At 59.4% G+C, this 24,813-nt stretch carries 23 protein-coding genes; 6 read left to right on the top strand and 17 right to left on the bottom strand.

Annotated elements, in window-relative coordinates:
* A partial coding sequence (locus tag V6N02_RS17285) for a matrixin family metalloprotease (protein ID WP_371227534.1) occupies positions 1–1,032 on the bottom strand: 1,032 nt, incomplete at its 3' end.
* Between the two features lie 391 nt (positions 1,033–1,423).
* On the opposite strand from V6N02_RS17285, the gene gatB reads away from it, so the two are divergent.
* Positions 1,424–2,935, top strand: coding sequence for an Asp-tRNA(Asn)/Glu-tRNA(Gln) amidotransferase subunit GatB (gene gatB, locus V6N02_RS17280; RefSeq protein ID WP_371227532.1), 1,512 nt, complete (start codon positions 1,424–1,426; stop codon positions 2,933–2,935).
* Positions 2,936–2,952: 17 nt separating this feature from the next.
* On the opposite strand, the gene V6N02_RS17275 is transcribed toward gatB, so the two are convergent.
* Positions 2,953–3,096 carry a hypothetical protein gene (locus V6N02_RS17275; protein WP_371227530.1) on the bottom strand — a complete coding sequence of 48 codons (144 nt, stop codon included), beginning with the start codon at positions 3,094–3,096 and terminating at the stop codon, positions 2,953–2,955.
* A gap of 161 nt (positions 3,097–3,257) precedes the next feature.
* Here V6N02_RS17275 and V6N02_RS17270 point away from each other — a divergent pair, with 161 nt between their 5' ends.
* Together V6N02_RS17270 and V6N02_RS17265 are read left to right on the top strand one after the other, a co-directional pair.
* Positions 3,258–4,628 (top strand): tetratricopeptide repeat protein, encoded by a 1,371-nt coding sequence (locus V6N02_RS17270; protein WP_371227528.1) that lies wholly within the window; start codon positions 3,258–3,260, stop codon positions 4,626–4,628.
* Positions 4,629–4,734: 106 nt separating this feature from the next.
* Complete coding sequence (locus V6N02_RS17265; RefSeq protein WP_371227526.1) at positions 4,735–5,214, top strand: thioesterase family protein; 480 nt, start codon at positions 4,735–4,737, stop codon at positions 5,212–5,214.
* Positions 5,215–5,357: 143 nt separating this feature from the next.
* Here the strand turns inward: V6N02_RS17265 and V6N02_RS17260 are convergent, their stop codons facing one another.
* The 3 genes from V6N02_RS17260 to V6N02_RS17250 form a co-directional block, all read right to left on the bottom strand.
* Positions 5,358–6,338 (bottom strand): hypothetical protein, encoded by a 981-nt coding sequence (locus V6N02_RS17260; RefSeq protein WP_371227524.1) that lies wholly within the window; start codon positions 6,336–6,338, stop codon positions 5,358–5,360.
* Between the two features lie 128 nt (positions 6,339–6,466).
* Entirely contained in the window at positions 6,467–7,357 is an 891-nt protein-coding gene (locus V6N02_RS17255) for a hypothetical protein (RefSeq protein ID WP_371227522.1), read from the bottom strand.
* A 164-nt stretch (positions 7,358–7,521) separates the two neighbouring features.
* A complete protein-coding gene (locus V6N02_RS17250; protein ID WP_371227520.1) occupies positions 7,522–8,109 on the bottom strand; it encodes a riboflavin synthase in 588 nt (195 codons plus the stop codon).
* 126 nt (positions 8,110–8,235) lie between these two features.
* Between V6N02_RS17250 and V6N02_RS17245 the strand changes: the two genes are divergently transcribed.
* The 3 genes from V6N02_RS17245 (at position 8,236) to V6N02_RS17235 (ending at position 12,801) form a co-directional block, all read left to right on the top strand.
* Positions 8,236–9,528 (top strand): capsule biosynthesis protein, encoded by a 1,293-nt coding sequence (locus tag V6N02_RS17245; RefSeq protein WP_371227518.1) that lies wholly within the window; start codon positions 8,236–8,238, stop codon positions 9,526–9,528.
* Between the two features lie 94 nt (positions 9,529–9,622).
* Complete coding sequence (locus V6N02_RS17240) at positions 9,623–10,777, top strand: polysaccharide biosynthesis/export family protein (RefSeq protein ID WP_478013487.1); 1,155 nt, start codon at positions 9,623–9,625, stop codon at positions 10,775–10,777.
* On the top strand, positions 10,777–12,801 hold the full coding sequence (locus V6N02_RS17235; RefSeq protein WP_371227516.1) for a capsular polysaccharide biosynthesis protein: 2,025 nt from the start codon (positions 10,777–10,779) through the stop codon (positions 12,799–12,801). Before V6N02_RS17240 ends, V6N02_RS17235 begins: the two co-directional genes overlap by 1 nt.
* Before the next feature lie 5 nt (positions 12,802–12,806).
* On the opposite strand, the gene ribD is transcribed toward V6N02_RS17235, so the two are convergent.
* The 12 genes from ribD to V6N02_RS17175 all read right to left on the bottom strand — a co-directional run bounded on the left by ribD (position 12,807) and on the right by V6N02_RS17175 (position 24,813).
* The gene (gene ribD / locus V6N02_RS17230) at positions 12,807–13,901 is read right to left on the bottom strand and encodes a bifunctional diaminohydroxyphosphoribosylaminopyrimidine deaminase/5-amino-6-(5-phosphoribosylamino)uracil reductase RibD (RefSeq protein ID WP_371227514.1); all 1,095 of its coding nucleotides are present in this window, start codon (positions 13,899–13,901) and stop codon (positions 12,807–12,809) included.
* Positions 13,898–14,377, bottom strand: coding sequence for a transcriptional regulator NrdR (gene nrdR, locus V6N02_RS17225; protein WP_371227512.1), 480 nt, complete (start codon positions 14,375–14,377; stop codon positions 13,898–13,900). The genes ribD and nrdR overlap by 4 nt, the downstream gene beginning before the upstream one ends.
* A gap of 177 nt (positions 14,378–14,554) precedes the next feature.
* Entirely contained in the window at positions 14,555–14,983 is a 429-nt protein-coding gene (locus V6N02_RS17220; RefSeq protein WP_371227510.1) for a secondary thiamine-phosphate synthase enzyme YjbQ, read from the bottom strand.
* Positions 14,984–14,988: 5 nt separating this feature from the next.
* On the bottom strand, positions 14,989–15,486 hold the full coding sequence (locus V6N02_RS17215; protein ID WP_371227508.1) for a hypothetical protein: 498 nt from the start codon (positions 15,484–15,486) through the stop codon (positions 14,989–14,991).
* A gap of 71 nt (positions 15,487–15,557) precedes the next feature.
* A complete protein-coding gene (locus tag V6N02_RS17210; protein WP_371227506.1) occupies positions 15,558–16,097 on the bottom strand; it encodes a DUF4166 domain-containing protein in 540 nt (179 codons plus the stop codon).
* Positions 16,094–16,549 (bottom strand): thiol-disulfide oxidoreductase DCC family protein, encoded by a 456-nt coding sequence (locus V6N02_RS17205; RefSeq protein WP_371227504.1) that lies wholly within the window; start codon positions 16,547–16,549, stop codon positions 16,094–16,096. The genes V6N02_RS17210 and V6N02_RS17205 overlap by 4 nt, the downstream gene beginning before the upstream one ends.
* Positions 16,550–16,585: 36 nt before the next feature.
* Entirely contained in the window at positions 16,586–18,571 is a 1,986-nt protein-coding gene (gene rpoD / locus V6N02_RS17200) for an RNA polymerase sigma factor RpoD (protein ID WP_371227502.1), read from the bottom strand.
* 118 nt (positions 18,572–18,689) lie between these two features.
* Entirely contained in the window at positions 18,690–20,645 is a 1,956-nt protein-coding gene (gene dnaG / locus V6N02_RS17195) for a DNA primase (protein WP_371227500.1), read from the bottom strand.
* Between the two features lie 52 nt (positions 20,646–20,697).
* Positions 20,698–20,988: a DNA primase gene (locus V6N02_RS17190; protein WP_371227498.1), complete on the bottom strand. Its 291-nt coding sequence runs from the start codon at positions 20,986–20,988 to the stop codon at positions 20,698–20,700.
* Positions 20,989–21,084: 96 nt separating this feature from the next.
* Entirely contained in the window at positions 21,085–21,627 is a 543-nt protein-coding gene (locus tag V6N02_RS17185) for a sarcosine oxidase subunit gamma (RefSeq protein WP_371227496.1), read from the bottom strand.
* Positions 21,620–24,544, bottom strand: coding sequence for a sarcosine oxidase subunit alpha family protein (locus V6N02_RS17180; protein WP_371227494.1), 2,925 nt, complete (start codon positions 24,542–24,544; stop codon positions 21,620–21,622). The genes V6N02_RS17185 and V6N02_RS17180 overlap by 8 nt, the downstream gene beginning before the upstream one ends.
* A complete protein-coding gene (locus V6N02_RS17175; protein WP_371227492.1) occupies positions 24,541–24,813 on the bottom strand; it encodes a sarcosine oxidase subunit delta in 273 nt (90 codons plus the stop codon). The genes V6N02_RS17180 and V6N02_RS17175 overlap by 4 nt, the downstream gene beginning before the upstream one ends.

Genomic DNA, 24,813 nt, shown 5'->3' with positions numbered 1-24,813 from the left:
CAGCCGGTCAAACCCGTTGCCGCCATCCAGCGTGTCGTTGCCATCCTCGCCGTAAAGATTATCGGCATGGTTGCCGCCATTCAGCCCGTCATTGCCACCCCCGCCGCGTAAAAGATCAAAGCCCGCATCGCCAAAGATCGTGTCATTGCCGGCACCGCCTTCGACACCATCCACCGACGTGCCAAAGTTGAAACCCGCGCGGATCAGGTCAGCGCCATCGCCGCCAAAGATGCGGTCGGCCCCGGCACCGCCAAACAGCTGGTCATTGCCGCCGCCACCATCCAAGCGGTCACTGCCGCCCTGGCCCAACAGCGTGTCTGCGCCGCCTCCGCCATTGAACGTTTCGGCCGTGTCTGTTCCATCAATTTCGTTGTTCAGGTTATTGCCATTGACCGTAAGCTTTGCAGGGGAATTCAGGATGTTCAATTTGGCCTGACCGCTGGCCATGTTGTAAACGGCAGGAGCGTTATCCTGCGTGCCATAGACCTGACGGATCCCATTGATGTCATCCTGTTGCAGAGACGTTTGGCTAAGAGATGGGGTCATAACAGAATTTACATTCTGGTCGACATGCCCCAGACCCAACGCATGGCCGATCTCGTGCAAGGCCAATCCCTTGAACGTATCCGCGGCATTGTCCAGCCAGGAAACGGTGTCCAATACGATATCGCCGGCCAAGGCGGAGGTTCCACCAAAAGGCGGAAAATAGGCCACTCCCAGCGTACTGCCGGGAATATCGCCAAAGAAGATGCGAATGTCAGGATCAGCCACCTGCCCCGCCGCGCCACCGGTATCTTCGACCTGCATGAACTCGATGTTCCCATAACGGGACCACTCTTCAAAAGACTGCCGGATCAGGTTCTCATATTGCAGGTTTTGAAACGCCGAAGCAGGATCAATCGAATTGCCGTTATTGATCCCGAATTCTGAGATATTCTCGCCGCCGCCCGCAATGCTCCAAGTGACCACGCCACCCGCATCGCCTAGTGTTGAGGGTGTACTTCCCCAGCTGCTACCGCCTGGATTTGCCATTAAATTCGCCTTTCATATGTCGCGCTCAACAGGGGTTTTGAACACGTTTCTGTCCCCGGCCTGACGGTTGACAGGGCGCGTTAAGCCGCGCAACACGCAACATTGAGCCTGGGCTCTGGCATGCGGTTTACAGCTTATTGAACGGCTTCCAGCGGCGGATTTCCGACCACCAAAGAGCGGCTCAAACGCAACGCGGGGACCGTTGTGCAGTATCTTGCCGACCTGTCGGCGAAAATCGGATCAATTGACCAGGGTTGTGGCACGTGCCCGCAATTGCCGAAAACGGAGTGTCAGGCTTAACCCCGCTGGCGATCTTGTGTCGAACCGTGCTTGCCCTGCGCCGCATGCTGACCTAAAACCGCCGAGCAACCAAGATGAGCGGAGCCATCCCATGCTGGACCTGACCTATGAGCCCCCGAAACCCAAGGTGATCGCCGGAGCGAAACACGACTGGGAACTGGTGATCGGCATGGAAGTGCACGCGCAGGTGGCCAGCAACGCCAAGCTGTTTTCCGGCGCCTCCACCCGGTTCGGGGCCGAGCCCAATTCAAACGTGGCTTTCGTGGACGCCGCCATGCCGGGCATGCTGCCGGTGATCAATGAATACTGCGTCGAACAGGCGGTGCGCACGGGCCTTGGCCTGAAGGCCGAGATCAACCTGAAATCCGCCTTTGACCGCAAGAACTATTTCTATCCCGATCTGCCCCAAGGTTACCAGATTTCGCAACTTTACGAACCCATCGTGGGCGAGGGCGAAGTGCTGGTGGATATGGAACCGGGCATCGCGCGGCTGGTACGGATCGAGCGTATTCACATGGAACAGGATGCCGGGAAATCCATCCATGACATGGACCCGCACATGTCCTTTGTCGATCTCAACCGCACCGGCGTTTGCCTGATGGAGATCGTCAGCCGCCCCGACATTCGCGGCCCGGAAGAGGCCGCCGCCTATGTCGCCAAGATGCGCCAGATTCTGCGGTATCTGGGCACCTGCGATGGCAACATGCAAAACGGCAATCTGCGCGCCGACGTGAACGTGTCGATCTGTCGACCCGGCGCTTATGAGAAGTACCAGGAAACGCAGGATTTCAGCCACCTGGGCACGCGCTGCGAGATCAAGAACATGAACTCGATGCGCTTTATCCAGATGGCGATCGAGGTCGAGGCCCGCCGCCAGATCGCGATTGTCGAAGGCGGAGGCGAGGTTGATCAGGAAACCCGCCTTTATGATCCGGACAAGAACGAAACCCGCTCGATGCGCTCCAAGGAAGAGGCGCATGATTACCGCTATTTCCCGGACCCCGATCTGCTGCCTTTGGAGATCGAGCAGGCCTGGGTGGATGACATCAAAGCCTCCCTGCCCGAGCTGCCGGACGAGAAGAAAGCGCGCTTTGTCGGCGAATTCGGCCTGTCGGAATATGACGCCAGCGTCCTGACCGCCGATGTCGCCAACGCTGCCTATTTTGAAGAAGCCGCACAGGGGCGCGACGGCAAGCTGGTCGCCAACTGGGTCATCAACGAGCTGTTTGGCCGCCTGAAGAAAGAAGATCATGAGATCACGGATAGCCCTGTCAGCCCCGCACAGCTGGGCGGGATTGTCGATCTGATCAGCTCGGATGCCATTTCCGGCAAGATCGCCAAGGACCTGTTCGAGATCGTCTATACCGAAGGGGGCGACCCGGCCGAGATCGTCGAGGCGCGTGGCATGAAACAGGTCACCGATACCGGCGCCATCGAGGCGGCTGTGGATCAGATCATCGCCGACAACCCCGCGCAGGTGGAAAAGGCCAAAGCCAACCCCAAACTGGCAGGATGGTTTGTCGGTCAGGTGATGAAAGCGACGGGTGGCAAGGCCAATCCCAAAGCGGTGAACCAGATCGTGAGCGCCAAACTGGGGCTATAGAAGCCCCAGCCGCGTCTTTATCCAAATATCGCCAGCAATGCCGCGATCAGGGTCAGCAAACCCGATGCAATTGCGCAGGCCACGATGGGCACCCCCAAAAGTGGCGCAACACAAAGCCCTGCAAGGGCAAACTGGATCATAAAGTTGGCGGTTTTCAGCATGTTTCTACTCCTTTAGCTGAAAACACCGGCCGGTGATCAATTTCCAGGTGATCTTGTTTTGAGCTCTCCCACAGGTTAGCCTTTCAGTGCGGCGCACGAGGTCCGGTTCTGACTGGTCCCTGTCCCGCAAAATCGGGCGAGCTGACCGGAAAGTTACGGAATTGAGTTCATTTGGTGAGGAATACGGCAAGCTGATCCGCAAACGCCGCGAATCCTATGGCGAGTCCCTGGAACAAGCCGCACTCGGGGCCTTTGGCGAGGCCAACAAGAAATCCCGTATTTCTGAGCTTGAAAACGGTAAGGTGAAACGCCCCCAGGCCAAGACCATCGCAGCCCTCAACGCCCATTTCGCCATTACCGATGACGAGGTGGAGGCCTGCCGTAACCCCACCGCGCCCGACCCGGCGCAGCAGACGCATATCGACGCGCTCACCGCTTATGTGGCGCGGCTGCAAACCCAGTTGGACGCCCAGCGGGCCGAGCTGCAATCAGCCCATGAAGATGAAGCCAAGATTCTGCACGCCCAGATTGTCGAGCTTGAATCGCGCATCGCCGATCCCGAAGCGGCGCTGCAAAAGGCCGAGAAAACAATCGCCGCCCTGCGCGCGGAAATTGAGCGGGACAGTAACCTTCTACCGGAAGGGCTTGAGGCCGAGGCGCAAAAGGCACTGGACGACAAGGACTTACCGAAAGCCGAAGAGATTTTCGACCTGATCATCGACGGGGAAGAGCTTGCCATCCAACGGGCCGCCCGCGCCCATTTTGCCAAAGGCCAGATCGCCGAGGAGCAGGTGCGTTGGCCCGACGCGCAGACCCACTACACTCGCGCGGCGGAGTTGCATCCTTGCTTCAAGCATCTCCGACAATCCTGGGACTTTCTGTGGAAACTCGGAGATTATAGCAAGTCATTCGATGAAGCTGAGAAACTAGTTTCCGCTGCAATTGAAGAACAGGGGGAATTCTCGCATGAACACGGTACTTCTCTGGCTTGTAGGGGCCTGAGTTGCCGTCACGTCAACGACCTTGAGGGTGCAGTAGAAAGCACGAGAAAATCCAACGAAATCGCTCATCGTAACCTAGGCAAGGATCATCCAGACTATGCAGCAAGCCTGAACAATCTAGCAAGCCTCTACTATGCGATTAACCGTCTAGAGGACGCCGAGCCGCTCGCGAAACAGGCCTCGGATATCTCCAAGGCCGCGCTTGGTGAAAACCACCCAACTTACGCCATCAGCTTAAGCAATCTTGCAGCTCTCTACCGCGGTATGAGCCGTCTGGAGGATGCCGAATCGCTCTACAAAAAAGCTATTGAGCTCGGCAAAGCCACAATCGGTGAAAACCACCCAGATTACGCCATGCTTCTCAACAATCTCGGCCATCTATATGCCGAAACCGACCGACTGGATAAAGCCCTTCCTCTGATGGTCCAGGCGGTAGAAATCACCGCCAACAACCTTGGCGCTGACCATCCCCAAACCCAGACCATGGCCAACACCATCACCGCCCTCAAATCCCGGCTTTCAGCATCCTGATCCGGACGTGTGTGACGGCAGCCTCAAAAGCGTGATCCGGTCTTTCCCTTTGCATTTCGGCGCATACCGCTCTATCCGACATAGAGGCCAATAAAGACGCATGATGATGACCCAGCCCACCCCTTTCATGTCCAGCTGGATGAGCATCGAACCCGAGTGGATCGACTACAACAACCATCTGAACATGGGATATTACACCGTCCTCTTTGATCGGGCAGCGGACGAGGTGTTTCACGAGTTCGGCTTTGGCCCCGACTATGTCAGCCGCTCCAACCACACCACCTTCTCGGGCGAGTTTCACCTGCGGTACCTGCGCGAGGTCAAGCTGGGCGACAAACTGCGCTCAAGTTTTTATCTGGTTGATTACGACGAAAAACGGTTTCACACCTTTCAGGAACTGTATCACGAGGATGGCTGGATTTCGGCCACCGGTGAAGGTCTGACGCTGCATGTCAATCTGGACGGCCCCAAGGTGGCACCGATGCCCGGCGATATCCTTGGGCGGGTCAGGGCGATGGCCGACACCCATGCCAAACTGCCCCGCCCCGACGGGGTCGGCCGCCAGATCGGGATCAAACACAAGTAGTCACGACGTCGTTCTTCCGCAGCACCCGTATGCTCACTGCCCAACAGGGTCATGCCAAGGGCGAACCGGGGCGGGAAATCCCCGGGGCCTGATCGTGGCCTCTGATCGGCGCGCACCCCGTGCGGGGCGGCATCCCAAACACCCTAAGGCAATCGGATATAGCTCCAGTAGCCTTCAAAGCGATCATCGGGAAAGCGCAGATCCTCATCGCTTTGATGATCCTGAAACCAGACTTCCGCATAATCGTCGAAAGGTTCTATGCCAATATATTCGAGGAAACGACCGCCATCTCCAAAGTCAAAGGCAAAGGCGTTCAGACCGCGTAGGGGTGTCTCGGTATATAAGTCGAGTTGCGGATGCACGAAATTAAGATCGCGCGCGCGACGATCATCATAGTTTCTCCAACTCGGCTCATACCGCCACCGGGCGTTATGCCGTATGAACCGACCATCGTCTGGGATGATGGCGTATTGCACCGTAACATCGAAGAGGAAGTCATCATCTGTAAATGTGGCGACATAGGTCTTGTAGTCCGCAAAGCCTGAGTTTTGTCTCAAACCGATACGCCTGACATGGCCATCCCCGTCGTGGCGGAGAAAGTCGTACCCTGCGATCAAAAAGATCGGAGACCCGCGGAACTGGCCAAGGCTCATGTCACAGGAGGTACGACAAGAGATCCGATTGACTGTGCGCAACCGCGTTCCTTCGGGCAGCTTGTAAAGCCAGACAAAGCCATCGGCATACTCACCACCATCCTTGTCGGTAAAGGCGAATTGCAACCCGTCGCTCTGTTGCAGGAAGGTCATCTGCTGGATCTTGGCCCCGCCACGGATGTTAAACCGCCAGCCCGCCATCGCATAGGTGGCATTAGGGTCATAGCAGCCAGACGGCTGGATGCGCGGTATCCCGTTATGCGAGGTGCCAAGCGTTCCATTGGACAAGAAGGCCGGGTTGCCGTTGGGAGCGTTGAGGTAGATGCGGCAAAGCCCGGCCGTCGGGGGGGCAGCCCCACACGCCGGATGCGCCGGGCACGTCTCTTCCTGGGCGCGAGCCGCAAGGGCAAACAAACATGTCAGGACAAAGGCCGTTAAAACGACCCAAACGGGAAATCCAATGCGTTTCATATGCTTTTCCAAAACTTCTTAAAATATAGAAGCAGGGTAGCACAGGGACGTGACACAATCACTGTTTTTCAAGAACAGTCATCTGTGTTGTACGGAACCCGCAGACCAGAGTCAGACCAGCACGCCGCTCAGCGCAGCATCACAAAGTCTGCGCGCCATTCAAACGGATCATCCGGGCGGCGGCGATCGTCTTCTCCCTGATTGTCCTGAAACCACGCCTCATATTCGGCCTCTCGGCGCTCAATCCCGATATCTTCGATGAAATGCCCTCCATTGCGAAACACAAAGTCAAACCCCTGCAGAACGGCATCGCCCGCCCCCGTCTCGGCGCGCAGTTGCCGGCGCACATCGCCCCCATTCCGCTCGTAGCTGGCCGAGACCGTGCCCCGGCGCGCGACGATGCTGGCCGGCACATAGGCATATTGCAAAATGACGTCGTAATTGAACCGGTCATCCATGAACGTGATGGGCAATCCAGGCTCGGAGGCATCTCCGGTGGGCGGGCCAACGCCAAACCGCAATACATGCCCGTCGCCATCTTGCCGCTTTGCACTAAACCCCACCAGTACGAACACCTCGTCCTCGGCGATGGGGTCTATGTCAAAGGTGCAACGCGCGTTGCATCGCACGCCGCTGGTCTCGCGCATTTGCGTGCCTTCGGGCAGCGGCACAAGCCACACAAACCCATCCGCATAGTCGTTGCCATCATCATCCAGCAACCCGAAATGCATCACATCGCCGCGCTGAATGAACAGGATCCGCTCGATCTTGTGACCGCCGCGGGTGTTATAGCGCCAGCCTTGCAAACCATAGGGGCGCGTTGGATCAAAACAGCCGTCAGGCTGATCACGCGAAATACCGGTGACGGTGCCGGTGATATCCGGAGCGTTGAGAGCGATCCGACCGGTTGGGGCGTCAAAATAGATCCGACAGGCATTGCCGATGGCATCGCTGGCCGAACAGGCCGGATGGCTGCAGGGGGCATCCTGCGCCTCGACCGGCGACGCACTGGACCACATAAGAAGGGTTAAAATGAAGACGAAGACCCAAATACATCTAAAATAAAACATGAGGTTACACCTCCAATAAACTGAAAATCAGGGGGGTATTTTATCACAGGATGTGTGTTTTTCGCGGTGGTGCGCCGTTACCATCTCGGGTCGGCGGATTCTGGCCTGAGCGCCTAGCTCATCTCGGCAAGGCGCGCGACGTAACGGGCCAGTGTATCAATCTCAAGGTTGACTGCATCGCCCACGGCCACATCGCCCCAGGTGGTGACCTCTTTGGTGTGGGGAATGAAATTGATACCGAAATCGGCCCCGTCCACCTCGTTCACGGTCAGGGATGTCCCATTCAGCGCGACCGAGCCCTTGGGCGCAATGAACCGGGCCAACCCGTCCGGCGCGCGCAGGATGACCCGGGTGCTATCCCCCTCATCCGTCACGTCAATCACCTCGGCCAGACCATCGACATGGCCCGACACGATATGCCCGCCCAATTCATCGCCGACCTTCAGGGATCGCTCCAGGTTGACGCGCGTGCCCGTCTCCCAGGCCCCCAGGTTGGTCTTGGACAGCGTTTCGCCCGAGACATCCACGTCAAACCAATCGTCCCCGAGGCCCACAACTGTCAGGCACACGCCGTTGCAGGCGATTGAGGCCCCCATATCAATGCCCGCCGTGTCATAGCCCGTGGCGATGCGCACGCGCAGATCACCCTTTTGATCCAACTGGCGAATGACGCCGATATCGGTCACGATCCCGGTAAACATCTCATTTGCTCCTTACGTGCTACACTTTCCCCCCTAAAGGGCGGTTACACCGGTGGCAAGATGTCATAATCTTGCCCCAATAAGACAGTAGTTTTCCGCAAAAAGCAGGTACAGGTGACATTCGGTATGGCAGCGTTGACAGGAGAAAACCGTGTTTTCCTGTTTTTACAGGGTCCGCATGGTCCTTTTTTCCACAAATTGGGAAAGATGTTGCGCCGTGCCGGGGCCGAGGTATGGCGCGTCGGCTTTAACGCGGGTGATCAGGCATTCTGGCCCCAGCGCAGCAGCTATATTCCCTATCGCGGCAACACCGATGACTGGCCCGAAGAATTCAGCCGCATCCTGACCGACAAGGGCGTAACCGATATCGTGCTTTACGGCGATACGCGGCCAATCCATGCCGAGGCTGTTGCGCGGGCGAACGACGCTGGCCTTCGCATCCACGTGTTCGAGGAAGGCTATCTACGCCCCTACTGGGTGACCTATGAACGTGGTGGTTCCAACGGCCACTCACGTCTGATGGAGATGAGCGTGCCGGAGATGCGCACCGCGCTTGAGAATTCGGATATGGATCAACCGCTGCCTCCCGCCAGCTGGGGTGACATGCGCCAGCATATCTTCTACGGCGCGCTGTATCATGGGTTTGTCCTGCTGACGAACTGGCGTTATCGCAACTTTCGCCCGCACAGAGCCCTCAGTGTCACGCAGGAATTCAAGCTTTATATTCAACGACTTCTACTGATGCCCGCGCAGGCGATTGACCGGCGCATTGCCACGTTACGCATCCGCCATGGCGGCTTTCCCTATCATCTTGCCCTGTTGCAGCTCGAACATGACAGTTCGTTCCAGGAACACAGCGCCTTCGCCAGCATGACCGATTTTCTGGAGACCGTCGTTGATGGGTTTGCCCATGGTGCCCCGCCCCATCACCACCTTGTGGTCAAGGCGCACCCGCTTGAAGATGGGCGCACCCCGATCCGGCGCGAGCTGAAACGCCTGGCCAAACAGCATGGCGTGGCAAACCGTGTGCATTACGTGCGCGGGGGCAAGCTGGCCCAGCTTCTGGACGAGGCCCGCAGTGCCGTGACAGTGAACTCGACCGCCGCTCAACAGGTGCTGTGGCGCGGAATTCCGCTCAAAACCTTTGGCGAGGCGGTTTATGCCAAACTCGAATTCGTATCGACCAAACCGATCCGCGATTTCTTTGCCGGGGCCGAGCGCCCGGATCACAAAGCCTACAAGGATTACCGCCGTTATCTGCTGGAAACCAGCCAGGTTCCGGGGGGTTATTACTCGTCCCGCGGGCGGCGACAGCTGCTGCGACAGGCGATTGATATGATGCTGGCCGCCGAAGATCCCTATGATGCATTGAAATCCGGCACCGCGGCACCTCGGCAACAGTTGCGGGCCGTTACCTGAACCACGTGATGACTAAAGCTGGATTTTCTCAACGGATTCAGTTAACTTAAATAAAAAAACTGAGGCAGTACATAAGGTCGAGGAGACCGTAGCAGTGAAAACTCAACCCAGCAGATGGGCGAAGTCCGTCGCCCTGGTGGTTCTTGTGGGCATGATATCGTCATGTGGCGTGTTGCCCCGTTCGGGCCCCAATAAAAAAGAAATCTATGCCGGTTCGGTCCAGAAATCAGGCGATGCGTTTGTGGTGTCGGTCAATGACCGTGTCACCCGCGCCACGGCCGTGCAACCGGCCCTTGGCTTCACCGATAAGTTCCTGAATGCAGGTCGGATCGGATCAGACACGATCAGCCCCGGCGACACGCTGGGCATCACCATTTGGGAAAACGTCGATGACGGGCTTCTGGTGATCGAAGGGGCCAATGCCGCCGTTCTGGAAGAGGTTCAGGTGGATGGTGCCGGCTTTATCTTCATTCCCTATGCGGGCCGTATTCGCGCCGCAGGCAACTCGCCCGACGCGGTGCGCCGCATCATCACCGCCAAGCTGGAAGAACAGACACCTGACCCGCAGGTTGAGGTCCGTCGTTTGGCCGGGGACGGGTCAACCGTCTCGCTGGTTGGTGCGGTTGGGGCACAAGGTGTTTACCCGATCGAGCGGCCCACCCGCACATTGTCGGCCATGCTGTCACGTGCAGGCGGTGTGGCGATCGAACCCGAGGTGGCGCAGGTCACCGTTATTCGTGGCGATCAACGCAGCAAGGTCTGGTTCCAGGACATCTTCAAGCATCCCGAGTTTGACATCGCCCTGCGCGGCGGGGATCGCATTCTGGTCGAACAGGACAGCCGTGCCTTTACCGCCCTTGGGGCAACCGGTGCACAGGCCCGTGTGACCTTTGAAACCCAAACGCTCAGCGCGATTGAGGCGATTGCCCAAGTCGGTGGCCTGTCCACCGCCAGCGCTGACCCCACGGGTGTCTTTGTTTTGCGCAATGAACCCGCCGAGATTGCCAATATCGTGCTCGGACGTGATGATCTGCAAGGCGCACAGCGTCTGGTTTATGTGCTGAACCTGACCGAGCCCAATGGCATGTTCATGGCACGCGACTTTGCCATTCGCGACGACGACACGCTTTATGTGACCGAAGCGCCCTTTGCACAGTGGAGCAAGGTGATTTCAGCCCTGACCGGCACATTGGGCGCGGTTGGTACCATCTCAACCGCAGGCGATACGTTCTCCGATCTGGGACTCTAATGCCGCCAGACAAACCGCATGAAACACCCGCCGGGCCTGAAACCCGGCGGGTTTTCTATTACAACGCCGGGTTTCTGCGCCAGCGTCGCATCCGGCGCATACTGGCTTTGGCGGGGTATGACCTGCGCCTTGGCAAACCCCGCGCCGATGATCTGATCGCAGTCTGGGGCCGCAGCCCCTATGCCCATCGCGGCGAAGGGATGGCCGAAAAAACCGGCGCCGCCCTGATCCGCGTGGAAGACGCGTTTTTGCGCTCGCTGCATCCGGGGCGAGATGGCGAACCCCCTTTGGGTCTGCTGATCGACCACACGGGCATGCATTTCGACGCCTCACAGCCCTCCGACCTTGAAACCCTGCTGGCCACGCACCCGCTGGACGACACCGCCCTGCTGGATCGGGCCCGGGGTGGGATCGAACGGATCAAAGAGGCGCATTTAAGCAAGTACAGCGCGTTCAAGCCAAGTGCCCCCTGCCCCGATCCGGGATATGTGCTGGTGATCGACCAAACCCGCGGCGATGCCTCGGTGACCCATGGTGGTGCCGATGCCAACACGTTTCGCGAAATGCTGTATTATGCGCAGGAGGATAATCCCGGCGCACGCATCCTGATCAAAACGCACCCGGAAACGATTGCTGGTCACCGTCAGGGCTACTTCACGGCTGAGGACGCGAATGACCGGATCACACTGTTTTCCGACCCGGTCAGCCCCTGGACGCTGATGGAGGGCGCGGTCGGGGTCTACACCGTGTCCTCAGGTCTCGGGTTCGAGGCGATTTTCGCCGGGCACAAACCCCGCGTCTTTGGCCAACCGTTTTATGCAGGTTGGGGTCTGACGGAAGATCACCACCCGCATTCCTTACCCCGCCGGGGCCGCGATCTGACCCGCGCGCAGATATTTGCCGCCGCGATGATCCTCTATCCGAAATGGTACGATCCGCATGCCGACAGCCTGTGTGATCTGGATCAGGCCATTGCAGTGTTTGAGGCTCAAACCCGCGCATGGCGCGAGGACCACCAGGGCTGGGTCGCGTCGGGCATGCGGTTGTGGAAGCGCAAACCGCTACAGCAGTTCTTCGGCAGCCATGGCCCCCGGGTGCAGTTCAAGGAGGTGGAACACGCCGCGCCGCTCCGCCGCCACATGGTCTGGGCCGGAAAAGCCGCACCGGACAGCCCCGCCATAAGAGTCGAGGATGGGTTCCTGCGCTCGCGCGGGTTAGGGGCCGAACTGGTTCCGCCCCTGTCCTTGGTCTGTGACGATCTGGGGATCTACTATGACCCCGGCCGCGAAAGCAGACTGGAGCGATGGATCGCAACCCGGAGCGACCTTCGCCCGGATCAGCAACTGCGTATCGAAAGGCTGATCATGCGCCTGCGCGAACTGGGTTTGTCGAAATACAATCTGGGTGGCGCACGGCCTGATCTGCCGAAAGGGCATCGCATTCTGGTGCCGGGCCAGGTGGAGGATGACGCCTCGATCCGGCTGGGCGCAGGTGAGGTTTGTACCAATCTTGCGCTGCTGGAACGCGTTCGCACCGAGAACCCCAAGGCGGTGGTTCTGTACAAACCCCATCCGGATGTTGAAGCAGGTTTGCGCGCAGGGGCCACCGCATCAGAGGCGCTGAAAGGGCTGGCCGATGCGGTCCTCTCCGAGGCTGATCCAATGGCGCTGCTGAACGACGTGCAGGAGGTCTGGACCATGACCTCGCTTCTGGGGTTCGAGGCGATGCTGCGCGATGTACCGGTTACCACCACTGGCGCACCGTTCTACGCTGGATGGGGCCTGACCCGCGATCTGGGCAAGGTGCCTACCCGCCGGGTTGCGCGGCCCTCGCTTTTCGGGTTGGCCCATGCCGCATTGATTGATTATCCCCGTTATTTCGATCCCGTCACCGGACAGGCCTGTCCTGTGGAGGTGGCTATCGACCGGTTGGCCAGCGGCGAGGTGCCCCATCCCGGTGCGGGCAACCGCCTGTTGGCCAAACTTCAGGGGGTGTTTGCCTCTTATGCTCCGCTGTGGCGCTAAGCGCCTCAGGCACGTGTCCAGCGGTGCAGAATATCGTTGCCGATGGCCCGGCATTCCACAAGGTCAAAGCGCAACGCCTCGTCAAGCCTGGACAGGCCCAGAGCACCAATGGCGGGCAGCCCTTCAGCCCCAATCGCCAGACCGGCGGTAAAGCCTACGAAATCATCCACCAGATCAGAGCTGAGTAAAGAGGCGGCAAGCGCACCACCGCCTTCGCAGAAAACCCGGGTCAGGCCCAACTGGCCCAGCTCTTGCAAAACCGAACTCATATCCAGCTGTTGACCTGTCAGGCGGCAAGGGATCAGTTTTGCACCCAAACCGTCCCATGCCTCGACCAGGGCGGCATCGGCATCCGGACCATGACAGATCCACACCGGCAGGTCCTTGGCGGTGCGCGCCAGTTGCGACATCAGAGGCAGATCAAGCCTGCGCGAGATGACAACACGGATCGGTTGATGATCACTCTCGACATCCCGCACGGTCAGCGACGGATCATCCGCCCGTGCTGTACCTGCCCCCACCATCACCGCGTCGTGGAACGCGCGCATGGCATGCACCTCGGCACGCGCCTCGGGCCCGGTGATCCATTGGCTGTGACCGCTGGCGGTGGCAATACGTCCATCCAGAGACGTGGCAAGTTTCAAAGTCAGACGCGGGCGCCCATAGGTGACGCGGTGAAAAAATCCGGCAAGATCCTGCGCAGCGATATCGGCCAGAAGGCCGGTTTCAACCGTAATGCCAGCGTCGCGCAACATGTCAAAGCCCTGCCCGGACACACGCGGATCGCTGTCTTCGATCGTGGAAACGACGCGGGCAACCCCCGCATCAATCAACGCCTGCGCACAGGGGGGTGTTTGTCCATGATGTGCACAGGGTTCCAGCGTGACATAGGCGGTGGCCCCTTTTGCAGCCGCGCCAGCCTCGGCCAAAGCAATGGTTTCCGCATGCGGACGCCCACCTGGGGCCGTGCGCCCCTGACCGATGATCTGATCATCTTTAACAATCACGCAGCCCACAGCCGGGTTGGGCCATGTGGCCCCCTGCGCACGCCGGCCCAAGGCAAGGGCCAGCGTCATATGCGTGGTATCTGTGGTGCTCACCCGTCCTCAGACTCGCCCTGATCGGCATCGGGGCGCAGTTCGCTGACGAACTTGTCGAAATCATCAGCCGCCTGGAAGTTCTTGTAAACGCTGGCAAATCTCACATATGCCACGGTGTCGATCCGTGCCAGGCTTTCCATCACGATCTCGCCCACGACTTTCGAGGCAATGTCGGTTTCGCCCAGGGACTCAAGCCGCCGGACGATCCCCGAGATCATCTGCTCAACGCGTTCCGGTTCGACCGGGCGTTTCTGCAGGGCGATCCGGATCGAGCGTTCCAGCTTGTCACGGTCAAAATCTTCGCGCCGTCCATTGGTTTTCACCACCACCAGATCGCGCAGTTGCACACGCTCATAGGTGGTAAAGCGTCCGCCACAGGCCGGGCAAAAGCGCCGACGCCGGATCGAAACATGATCTTCCGCGGGACGCGAATCTTTCACTTGTGTATCGATATTTCCACAAAACGGGCAGCGCATTGGCCGGTCCCCTTTTCTTCTCTGCCTCTGTCACATGGGTCTTATGCCCAGTTATCCACAGCCACTATAGGACAGCCGCAAGGTTTTGGGTAGAGGGGAAATTCAACCGCTGCATATAGGGCACACTGGGATCGAATTGAGGGCCAAAACCACGGGTAAAAGCGCGCAAATCGGCGTTTACGAGGCCGCGCTGCCGAGATGTGCAACGACCTGACGCGCATGTGGCGCGTCGCGATGTTCAAAGACGTAAATGCCCTGCCATGTACCAAGGGCCAGCCGCCCATCGCTGACCGGGATCGACAAGGAAACCGGCATCATCGCCGCCTTGATATGGGCAGGCATATCGTCGGGGCCTTCATAAGTATGGGTCAGATAGGACATCGACGGATCCGAGGTTGGCGGAACAAGTCTTTGAAAATAAGCCCGCAAATCGCTTTGCACTTCCGGGTCAGCATTCTCCTGAATCAGCAGGCTGGCCGAAGTATGGCGGATGAACAACGTCAAAAGGCCGGTCTGCACGGCCTGCTCAGCAACCCAGCGTGTCACCTCGCGGGTCACCTGATAGAGGCCCTGCCCATGCGTAGAGATCGTGAAATTGGTCTGCATGGCCTCTAGCACGCACCCCAGCTAAAGGCGGTACGGTCCCAACATTGGCCTTTCGCCTCTTTCGCGAGATAGACCGGATAAAACTCGCGCACCTCGACGCTGCCCGGGTCACAGGTCAGTTCGGCCAATTTCTGATCCGCCTTGGTCACCGTGATGCCACCCGTCACCTCCGGCTCATCCGCCGCAATCCGGCTGACGGCATAATGCACGGTGTAATCAACATCGCCGTTGGTGAACCCGAGCTCCTCGTAAATCGAGCTGCCAACGCCGTTCCAGGGCAACATGAACATGACTTCAACCCGGTCCGCCAAGAGCAATTCTGACGCTGCCTCAGAGGGGCCATAGCGATAGATTCCGACATCGCCCTGAAGACAAATATCAACCGCCCGCGTGCCGTTTTTGAAAGTGCAATGAAACAGCGGCTCACCCGCTCCGAAACAGCCCTGCCCCAGTGCAGGGCCAGCCAACACTCCGGCAAAAGCAAGGGCGATCCAGCGGGTCATGGCACATCCTTTGGTTCAATGCGGCCAGTTTAGCAGCCGATGCGCGGCTTGTCCTGCGTGATGATCACCGATCAGCCCTCTGGTGAGAGGTGCCCGGAATAGCGGATCAACAGGCCCAACAAAGGCAGATGCGCCGACACATCGAAACAGAACCGACCCGCTGCGTCCATAGTTTCGCGCGTCTCGCTGCGGGGGCGCAAAAGCCCCGGAACCGGCAGGCCCAGACATCGCAGGCGCGCGATATGAACCAGCAGACCGCCATTTTCGGCCTCAAACCGCATATCGACCGCAAAAGGGCCAAACCGTTCGGAGACACAGTGTGTTGACGCGGACCAACGCATGGATGACCGCGTGACATGCCCGCCGAAATCACGCTGCCACTCGGCCCCGTCCGGCGTCGTGATCAGGGTCAGGCGCACCGGCACGCGATGCCCGTCTGCCGGGAGGCCAGCCATCCGCAACAGCGCGCGCACCAGCGGGTTGCGGTCCCGGACAATGTCGCATTCACCCGCGTAATGTTTGGTGCCCAGCCCCTCATGAAAGGCGACAACGCCCGCCGCCACATCCAATTGCCCGGCGGTGATCGCGTGCCAGAACGGATCGCCGCTCATTCCCAACCCCCGGGCAGGAACCGGGCGCGCAGGTTTTCGTCAGGCAGCATACAAGTCGGGTAGCGGCCGAAAATCCGATACCGGTTGCGCGCGATCAAACCATATGCGGGATCCTTGATGAACTGCGGCAAGAACCGCAGCCCCGACAGGATCCGCCAGGGTCCGCCAACCGCCCGCATCGCAGCGGCAAAGGCATCAAGCTTGCCATAAATCCGGCCGTCAACCATCACCAGATTGGTCTCATAATCGGTGACCGGCAGGCCCAGGGCCTGGTAAACCTGCGTCCCCAATTCCGATTGCGCCAATACAAACCGAAACCGCTCTGCCCTGCCCTTTGAGAGCATGAACCGAAAGAACCCCGAGCAGAGCACACATTCACCGTCAAAGACGATCACATCCTCGCCGTTCAAGACCTCGGCCAACGCGGCGGGTAGATCGGATATAAAGGTCATTGCCAACGAAAAACGGCGCCCGCAGGCGCCGCTCCCTTACTGATCCAGGAAGGATCGCAATTTGCGCGACCGGCTGGGATGCTTCAGCTTCCTGAGCGCCTTCGCTTCGATCTGGCGGATACGTTCGCGTGTCACGCTGAACTGCTGACCCACCTCTTCCAGCGTGTGATCGGTATTCATACCGATGCCAAAGCGCATCCGCAGCACGCGTTCTTCACGCGGCGTCAGCGACGACAGAACCCGCGTCGTGGTTTCCTTCAGGTTGTCCTGAATGGCGGAATCCAGTGGCAGGATCACGTTCTTGTCTTCGATGAAATCGCCCAGCTGGCTGTCTTCTTCGTCGCCAATCGGGGTTTCAAGGCTGATCGGTTCCTTGGCGATCTTCATCACCTTGCGAACCTTCTCAAGCGGCATCTGCAGCTTTTCGGCCAGTTCCTCGGGCGTCGGTTCGCGACCAATCTCGTGCAGCATCTGACGACCGGTGCGCACCAGCTTGTTGATCGTTTCGATCATATGCACCGGAATACGGATGGTGCGCGCCTGATCCGCAATCGAACGGGTGATCGCCTGACGGATCCACCATGTGGCGTAGGTGCTGAATTTATAGCCACGGCGGTATTCAAACTTATCAACCGCCTTCATCAGGCCAATGTTACCTTCCTGAATAAGATCAAGGAATTGCAGGCCACGGTTGGTGTATTTCTTGGCGATTGAGATCACCAGACGCAGGTTCGCCTCGACCATTTCTTTCTTGGCCTGACGCGCCTCTTTCTCGCCCTTCTGGACCTGCTGCACGATGCGGCGGAATTCAGGGATATCAAGGCCCACATACTGCCCGACCTGCGCCATGTCGGCGCGCAGATCGTTCACTTTCTCGGGGCTGCGCTCCATGAACATCTGCCAGCCACGGCCCGATTTCTTGGCCATATCGTCCAGCCAGTTCGGATCCAGCTCGCGACCACGATATTCTTCGACAAACTCGCGCCGGTTGATACGGGCCTGATCGGCCAGCTTCACCATCGCTGAATCGATCTGCATAATCCGGCGGTTGATGCCATAAAGCTGGTCAATCAGCGCCTCGATCCGGTTGTTGTGAAGGTGCAGTTCGTTCACCAGTTCAACAATTTCCGAGCGCAGCTTCTGATAGGTGCCTTCCTGCTTCTTGGAAAACGAACCGTCCTCATTCAGCGTTGCGGAAATCCGGCTGTCCTGCATTTCGGCCAGCTTTTCATAATCGTCGGCGATGCGATCCAGCGTTTCCAGCACGCGCGGTTTCAGCGCGGCTTCCATCGCGGCCAGGCTCATGTTGGCCTGTTCGTCATCATCATCATCGTCATCGTCAGTGGCGATTGGATTGCCGTCAGCGTCGACTTCCTGGGTCTCTTCCTTCTTGGCCGAGGGGGCAGTGGTGACATTAGCAGCATCCACGACAGGCGCGCTGTCATCATCCTCGCCCATCTGATTGCCGAATGTCGCCTCAAGGTCGATCACGTCGCGCAGCAGAATATCTTCGCCCAGAAGTTCGTCGCGCCAGATGGTGATCGCCTGGAAGGTCAGCGGGCTTTCGCAGAGGCCCGCAATCATCGTGTTGCGACCAGCCTCGATCCGTTTGGCGATGGCAATCTCGCCTTCGCGCGACAGCAATTCGACACTGCCCATTTCGCGCAGATACATGCGCACCGGATCGTCGGTGCGATCCAGTTTCTCTTCCTTGCCCGAGCCAAGCGTGATCTCACCCTTGCGGCCAATCTCGGCCACGGCGGTGGTCTTTTGCTCTTCTTCTTCAACCTCTTCGTTCTCGATGATGTTGATGCCCATCTCAGAGAGCATCGACATCACGTCCTCGATCTGTTCCGAGCTGACTTGATCGGGCGGCAGAACCTGGTTGAGCTGATCGTAGGTGATGTAGCCTTTCTCGCGGGCCTCGGCGATCATCTTTTTGACGGCGGTCTGGCTCATATCCAGCGAGATTTCGGACTCCTGATCGTCCGTCTTCTGGTCGTCATTGTCTTTGGCGGCCATGCACATCTCCTCACTTTGGCGGGGGCTAGGTGATTCGTTTGAAACGAATCATTAGCGCGAATCACTGATTCGCACACCCGTTTACCCTGTTTTCTTTACCTAATCCTAAGCAGATGGGCTAGCGCCCTCGTTTGGAATAGGTGATCTGGTCTAACAGCGCCTCGAATTGCGCCTTCTCGTCTCGCTTGATTCGGGCGCCATTGTCGCTCGTATCGTATTCGGCCTTATCTTCGCTTTCACTGCGCAGGGCCTTGTTATGGGCCTCGGCCGCCTGCCCAAGACGCCAGGTCACGGATTCATCCGCGACATGCGCAATATCCTCGGCTGCCTCGCTGATTTCGACCCGTAGTCCGCGTTGCGCATCCAGCTTGGCCAGTTCTTCGGCCACGGTCATACGGGCGATATCGGTCTCTCCGGGATGGCGCACCGAGGGTGCCAGCCCGACATGGGGCAGGTTCAGCAGCTTTTCAAGGGTGCCTTCGCCCATCTCATTGGCAATGTGGGTTTTCAGTGTCTCCTGCCCGGCATGGAAATGGCGCAGGATCAGATTGCGTAACTGCGCATGATCTCCACCACTACACTCCATCGCCTCAACAGCGGCCTCAAACTCATCACAGATATCAGGCACGCAGATCAGTGTTGCCAGGATCACCGCCTCGCGCATCTGTGTCTCGGCACGCTCACCCGCAGCCACCAGCAGCGAGGATTTCGCCGAAGGCGTGGCCGGATCAGGCGCGTTCCACTTACGCCCTTTGCCCTGCCAGCTGCTTTTGCCTTGTGGCGCGCGGCGCGGACTAAACAGCTCCCAGCGCATGTCCTTGATCGCCTGACCATAATGGGTGCGGATCGAGGGATCACGGATCAGTTTGATCTTTTCGCGCAACGCCTTGTCCAGCGCCGCTTTACGTTCCGGGCTGTCAAAGACGCGCCCCTCGGTTTCGCGCTGCCACAGCAACTGCACCATGGGCAGGGCGCGCTCGATCAAACCCTGCACAGCAACGGCTCCTTCTGCGCGGAGCAGATCGTCGGGATCCTGCCCTTCGGGCATGATCGCAAAGCGCAGACTTTTACCAGCTTCCAACAACGGCAATGCCAGATCAATCACCCGGTGCGCGGCGCGCAGACCCGCCGTATCGCCATCCAGCGCAATGACAGGCTCATCCGCGACACGCCAAAGCATCGCCAATTGATGCTCGGTCACTGCCGTTCCCAAGGGTGCCACCGAGGCACCAAACCCGGCCTCGGCCAGCGCGATCACATCCATATACCCTTCGGCGACGATCAGGGGCTGACCCTTGCCCGCCGCCTCGCGCGCAGGCCCAAGGTTGTAAAGTGTGCGGGATTTATCAAACAGTTCGGTCTCGGGCGAGTTCAGGTATTTGGCGTTGTCATTGGGATCCATCGCGCGCCCACCAAAGGCGATAGCGCGCCCGCGCGCGTCGCGGATCGGATACATGATCCGGCCCCGGAACGTGTCATAGGGCTTGCCACCCTTTTGCGAGGGTTTGGCCAGCCCCGCGCCGAGGATCAGTTCATCCTCGACATTCTTGCCCTTCAGGTGATCCCACAGCCCTTGCCAGGCATCGGGGGCAAAGCCGATCTCAAACCGCTCCAGCGCCGCCTCCGACAGCTTGCGCCCGACCAAATAATCGCGCGCCGCTGCCCCGGCCCCGGTTTTCAGTTGCAGGCGGAAATACTGCACCGCGATCTCCATCACATCGCTCAACTGCGTGCGCCGGTCGGCCTTGGCCTGTGCCTGCGGGTCGCGTTCGGGCATGGGCATCCCGGCCTCACTGGCCAGAATGCGCACCGCCTCCATGAAATCGACATTCTCGGTTTCGCGCACGAACGAGATCGCATCACCCTTGGCGTGACAGCCAAAGCAATAGTAAAACCCTTTGCGGTCATCGACGTGAAAGCTGGCGGTTTTTTCCTGGTGGAACGGGCATGGTGCCCAAAGATCGCCCTTGCCCTGATTGGACTTGCGGGCGTCCCATATGACCTTGCGCCCCACCACCTGTGACAAGGAAGTGCGTGTACGCAAGTCATCAAGAAATCCGGGCGGCAGGCTCATACGGACTATATTGGCGCGCGTGGCGTCCGAGTCCAGCCCGCGCGGGCTTTATTTACTGCTCAAGACACGCGGTTTTGTAAGAGGATGCCACCTCATCGCCCAGTTGTTCTTCGGGCAAGGTGTAGACCCACTCTACGATGGGTTGAACCGCGGCCTCGTACGCGGATTGCTCATCCGGAAGGTTTGCGGCGATGGCCGTGACGGCACTGTTCGCGGCCTGCCCGTCCTGACGCTCGGCAACAGCAGCCCCGGCGATATCCGAAGACACCTGACACAGTTCAGCCTTGTCCTGCGCCATCACTGGCGTGGCAAAAAACAACAAACAGATCGTGGTACGCAACATGGTCAAAGCCCTCGTGAATCAGTCATTCGTCGCAAGAGTATCTTAGCGAACCGGGCTTGTCAGCGCCCAGACGGACCTACGCGGATTTGCATCGTTTCACCGCGCTGCGACACCCTCCATCGCCGTTTTCAGATCATGCACCAACGTTTCGGCGAAGGCGCGAAACACCATAATCTGATAGCTGTCCGCCCCGATCCGCGTGATCGAGGCCATCATATGCTGCAACTCGGTGCGCGCCGTGTGGCCGCGTTTGAACACAGCCTCGCGCAGATCAATCGGCGTCAGCCGCGCCAAGACATCGCGCGCACCCTGCCCTTCGAGTCGCACGACGGCCCAAGCGTCGGATTGATCGACGAGGGCAGCGTGTTTGACCAACCCGTTATCGGGCACTGGCCCCATCAGCAGAACCATGCGCTGACCGAACCAGATAGCCCGCGCGCCCTCTTTGCCCGTTGATCGGTTTGGCAACGGGGCGGCCACACCATGCGCGGCCTTCAACGCCGCGCCAAACGCCTTATCGGCCCCCTTGAACGGGGCGAACGAGGTCATCACCCCCGGGTCCACTTCTTTTAGGGCAACATCGCCGATCGAGATCGGCAATAGGCCCGCACAGGGCGATTTCGCTTGCAGTTTAATCACGCATCCGCCCTCCCTCGGGATCAAGCACCACCGGATCAATCACCTCGCACAGGGTCTCGACCCCTTTCAGATGCTCGACCATGCGCACCACTTCGCCATGACGCGCGCGACCGTTTTTGAGGAACCCCATGGCCAGCGGCGTCTCCAACGTCGGCGAATAGCCCACCGACGTGATGTACCCCTGATCATTCACGCGCACGGCCTCGTCCTCTTTTTCAAACAGATGCGCACCCGCCACCAACAATTTGACCTCGCCCACCGGTCGCAGGCCCACCAGCTGTTCACGCTCTTCGCCCCAAAGGCCCGGGCGGGCGGCGGCGGCCTGCCCGATACAGTCTTTTTTGGCGCTCACCATCCGCTCCATCCCGATGTCAAAGGCAGTGACACGACCATGAATCTCGGCATGGGTGATAAACCCCTTTTCGATGCGCAGCACGTTCAGCGCCTCCATCCCATAGGGGCCGCCATCCATCGTCTCGGCCCGCGCAACCAGCTCCTGGAACAGGCTTTCACCATACCGGCTGGGCACCGCCAATTCATAGGCATGTTCACCCGAGAACGAGATGCGGAACAGCCGTGCGGCCACATCACCGATACTGACATCCCCACAGCCCATGAACGGCCAGTCGGCCAGCGATTGCTCCAACAGCTCTTCCAACAGCGCGCGCGATTTCGGCCCCGCCACGGCAAACTGCGCCCATTGTTCAGTGACCGAGGTGAAACGCACATCCATCTGCGGCGCGAGGCATTGATGCACAAACTCCAGATGCCGCATCACTTGCCCGGCGGCCGCCGTCGTGGTGGTCATCAGGTAATGCTGTAGCCCCAACCGCGCGGTGGTGCCGTCATCCATGACATGCCCATCCTCGCGCAGCATCAGACCATAGCGCACGCGCCCCTCTTTCAGGGTCGAGAAGGTGTTGGTGTAAACCAGATCCAGAAACGCGCCCGCATCCGGGCCCTGAATGTCGATCTTGCCCAGGGTCGAGACATCACAAATCCCAACCGCCTCGCGCACCATCTGAACCTCGCAATCACAGCTTTGCCGCCATGTGGTCTCACCGGCCTTCGGGAAGTAACTGGGGCGATACCACAACCCCACTTCGATCATCGGCGCGCCGCGCGCCACGCTCGCCTTATGCGACGTGGTGAAACGTTGCGGGGCAAAGCCTGCGCCCTGCCCGCCCGCGCCCATCGCCGCGATGCTGACCGGCACGTAAGGCGGGCGGAAGGTGGTCGTTCCGGTTTCCGGGATGCCGCTGCCAGTGGCGTCTGCCAGTACAGCAAGGGCGGCCACGTTCGAGTTCTTGCCCTGATCCGGCGCCATGCCTTGCGTGGTATAGCGCTTCATATGTTCGACGGATTTAAAGTTCTCCTGCGCGGCCTGTTTGACGTCCTTGACCGTCACATCGTTCTGAAAATCCAGCCAGGCGCGGCCCTTGCCCGGCACCGTCCATAGCGGGGTGATGTCATAGGCCCCATCATCCGAGCCGGGGATTTCCACCTTGGCGGCCTTCAGGCCCAGCGCGCTTAGCGCTTCATTGGCAGACTCAACCCCTTGCTCCAGACAGGCGCGGGTAGAGAACCGGCCAGCTGCCGCGCCTGCAACCCTCATGCCGGGAATGGCATTTGGCGTGGGCACAAAGGCCTGAATATCCACATCCCACTCGGGCCGCCCGCCCATGTGACAGGTCAGATGCACCGACGGGTTCCACCCGCCCGACATGGCTAGGCAATCGGTTTGAATTTTGTCCTGCCCGCTCACGCTTTGCACCGTAACGGCCTCTAACCGCTTACTGCCTTCGGCATTGCAGACCTGCGCACCCGCATAAAACGGCACATCAAGGCCAGTGGTGGCATGGGCGCGCGCATCGACCAAAGCGCTGACATGGACACCCGCATTGATCAGATCGGCAGCCGTGCGGTGTGCGCTGTCGGTATTGCCGAACACGACCACGTTCTTGCCCGGGCTGACGCCCCAGCGGTTCAGATAGGCACGCACCGCGCCCGCATTCATAACGCCGGGGCGGTCGTTGTTGCGAAAGGCCACGGGGCGCTCCAAGGCACCGGCGGCCAGCACAGCACGCTTTGCCACGATCCGCCAAAAGGTTTCAACCGCGGCACCTTTGCGATCCCGCCTCTGGGGGGAGGACCGCTCCACAGCACCATAGGTGCCCTGATCATAGGCCCCAGTGACCGTGGTGCGGGTCATGATCCGCACATTGTCCATGCCTGCCAGCTTTGCGGTGATTTCTTCCGCCCAGATATGGCCGGGCTTCCCCTCAACCTCTAAGGTCTCGGCATTGAGCCGCCCACCGGTGCGTGTGTCTTCCTCGGCCAAAATCACATCGGCACCGGCGCTTGCTGCACTCAGTGCCGCCATCAACCCGGCAGGCCCCGCACCGATCACCAGCAGATCGCAATGGGCATAGGCCTTGTCGTATTTGTCGGTGTTATGCGCCCCCGAAAGCGCCCCCAGACCGGCGGCACGACGGATCACCGGCTCGTAAAGTTTCTCCCAGAACGCCTTGGGCCACATGAAGGTTTTATAGTAGAAACCTGCGCTTAGAAATGGCGCGGCCCAGTCATTGAGGCCCAGAATATCAAAGCCCAAGGACGGCCACCGGTTCTGGCTGCGCGCCAACAAGCCTTCGTAAAGTTCCGTCGTCGTCGCCCGGGCATTGGGCTCTTGCGCCCCTTCCAGACCCAGCGTGACAAGGGCGTTTGGCTCCTCACTGCCCGCTGTCAAAATCCCGCGCGGGCGGTGGTACTTGAACGAGCGGCCCACCAGACGCACGTCATTGGCCAAAAGGGCCGAGGCCAGCGTATCGCCCTCAAACCCCTGATATTCATGCCCGTCAAAGGAAAACTGGATCGGGGCATCGCGATCAATCAACCCACCGCTGGACAACCTCATGATGTGGCCCCCTTCACGGTGCTGGCCAGTTCGGTGCTCAGAACTTCGTGGGTGATCGTGTTGCGCGTCACCACGATCCAGGCGGAACAGCCGCTTTCGTGATGCCAAAGATCGCGGGTCACCCCGGCCGGGTTATCGCGGTTGTGAATGTAATCATCCCACGCCTCGGCAGGCGCATCGCCTTCGGGGCGGTTCAGCGCAACCGCATCACCAACATAGTAAAATTCTCGCCGGTCACGCTCGCCGCATATGGGGCAGGTCAATCGCAT

The sequence above is a fragment of the Roseovarius conchicola genome (assembly GCF_041403425.1).
GTDB lineage: Bacteria > Pseudomonadota > Alphaproteobacteria > Rhodobacterales > Rhodobacteraceae > Roseovarius > Roseovarius conchicola.
The sequence above is the reverse complement of the archived record's forward strand: the minus strand, read 5'-3'. Positions and strand labels throughout refer to the sequence as shown.

Excerpts from the sequence above, each read along its gene's own strand:
- gatB (WP_371227532.1), top strand. The coding sequence starts at position 1,424 with ATGCTGGACCTGACCTATGAGCCCCCGAAACCCAAGGTGATCGCCGGA.
- V6N02_RS17275 (WP_371227530.1), bottom strand. The coding sequence starts at position 3,096 with ATGCTGAAAACCGCCAACTTTATGATCCAGTTTGCCCTTGCAGGGCTT.
- V6N02_RS17265 (WP_371227526.1), top strand. The coding sequence starts at position 4,735 with ATGACCCAGCCCACCCCTTTCATGTCCAGCTGGATGAGCATCGAACCC.
- V6N02_RS17260 (WP_371227524.1), bottom strand. The coding sequence starts at position 6,338 with ATGAAACGCATTGGATTTCCCGTTTGGGTCGTTTTAACGGCCTTTGTC.
- V6N02_RS17255 (WP_371227522.1), bottom strand. The coding sequence starts at position 7,357 with ATGTGGTCCAGTGCGTCGCCGGTCGAGGCGCAGGATGCCCCCTGCAGC.
- V6N02_RS17250 (WP_371227520.1), bottom strand. The coding sequence starts at position 8,109 with ATGTTTACCGGGATCGTGACCGATATCGGCGTCATTCGCCAGTTGGAT.
- V6N02_RS17245 (WP_371227518.1), top strand. The coding sequence starts at position 8,236 with ATGGCAGCGTTGACAGGAGAAAACCGTGTTTTCCTGTTTTTACAGGGT.
- V6N02_RS17235 (WP_371227516.1), top strand. The coding sequence starts at position 10,777 with ATGCCGCCAGACAAACCGCATGAAACACCCGCCGGGCCTGAAACCCGG.
- nrdR (WP_371227512.1), bottom strand. The coding sequence starts at position 14,377 with ATGCGCTGCCCGTTTTGTGGAAATATCGATACACAAGTGAAAGATTCG.
- V6N02_RS17220 (WP_371227510.1), bottom strand. The coding sequence starts at position 14,983 with ATGCAGACCAATTTCACGATCTCTACGCATGGGCAGGGCCTCTATCAG.
- V6N02_RS17215 (WP_371227508.1), bottom strand. The coding sequence starts at position 15,486 with ATGACCCGCTGGATCGCCCTTGCTTTTGCCGGAGTGTTGGCTGGCCCT.
- V6N02_RS17210 (WP_371227506.1), bottom strand. The coding sequence starts at position 16,097 with ATGAGCGGCGATCCGTTCTGGCACGCGATCACCGCCGGGCAATTGGAT.
- V6N02_RS17205 (WP_371227504.1), bottom strand. The coding sequence starts at position 16,549 with ATGACCTTTATATCCGATCTACCCGCCGCGTTGGCCGAGGTCTTGAAC.
- rpoD (WP_371227502.1), bottom strand. The coding sequence starts at position 18,571 with ATGGCCGCCAAAGACAATGACGACCAGAAGACGGACGATCAGGAGTCC.
- dnaG (WP_371227500.1), bottom strand. The coding sequence starts at position 20,645 with ATGAGCCTGCCGCCCGGATTTCTTGATGACTTGCGTACACGCACTTCC.
- V6N02_RS17190 (WP_371227498.1), bottom strand. The coding sequence starts at position 20,988 with ATGTTGCGTACCACGATCTGTTTGTTGTTTTTTGCCACGCCAGTGATG.
- V6N02_RS17180 (WP_371227494.1), bottom strand. The coding sequence starts at position 24,544 with ATGAGGTTGTCCAGCGGTGGGTTGATTGATCGCGATGCCCCGATCCAG.
- V6N02_RS17175 (WP_371227492.1), bottom strand. The coding sequence starts at position 24,813 with ATGCGATTGACCTGCCCCATATGCGGCGAGCGTGACCGGCGAGAATTT.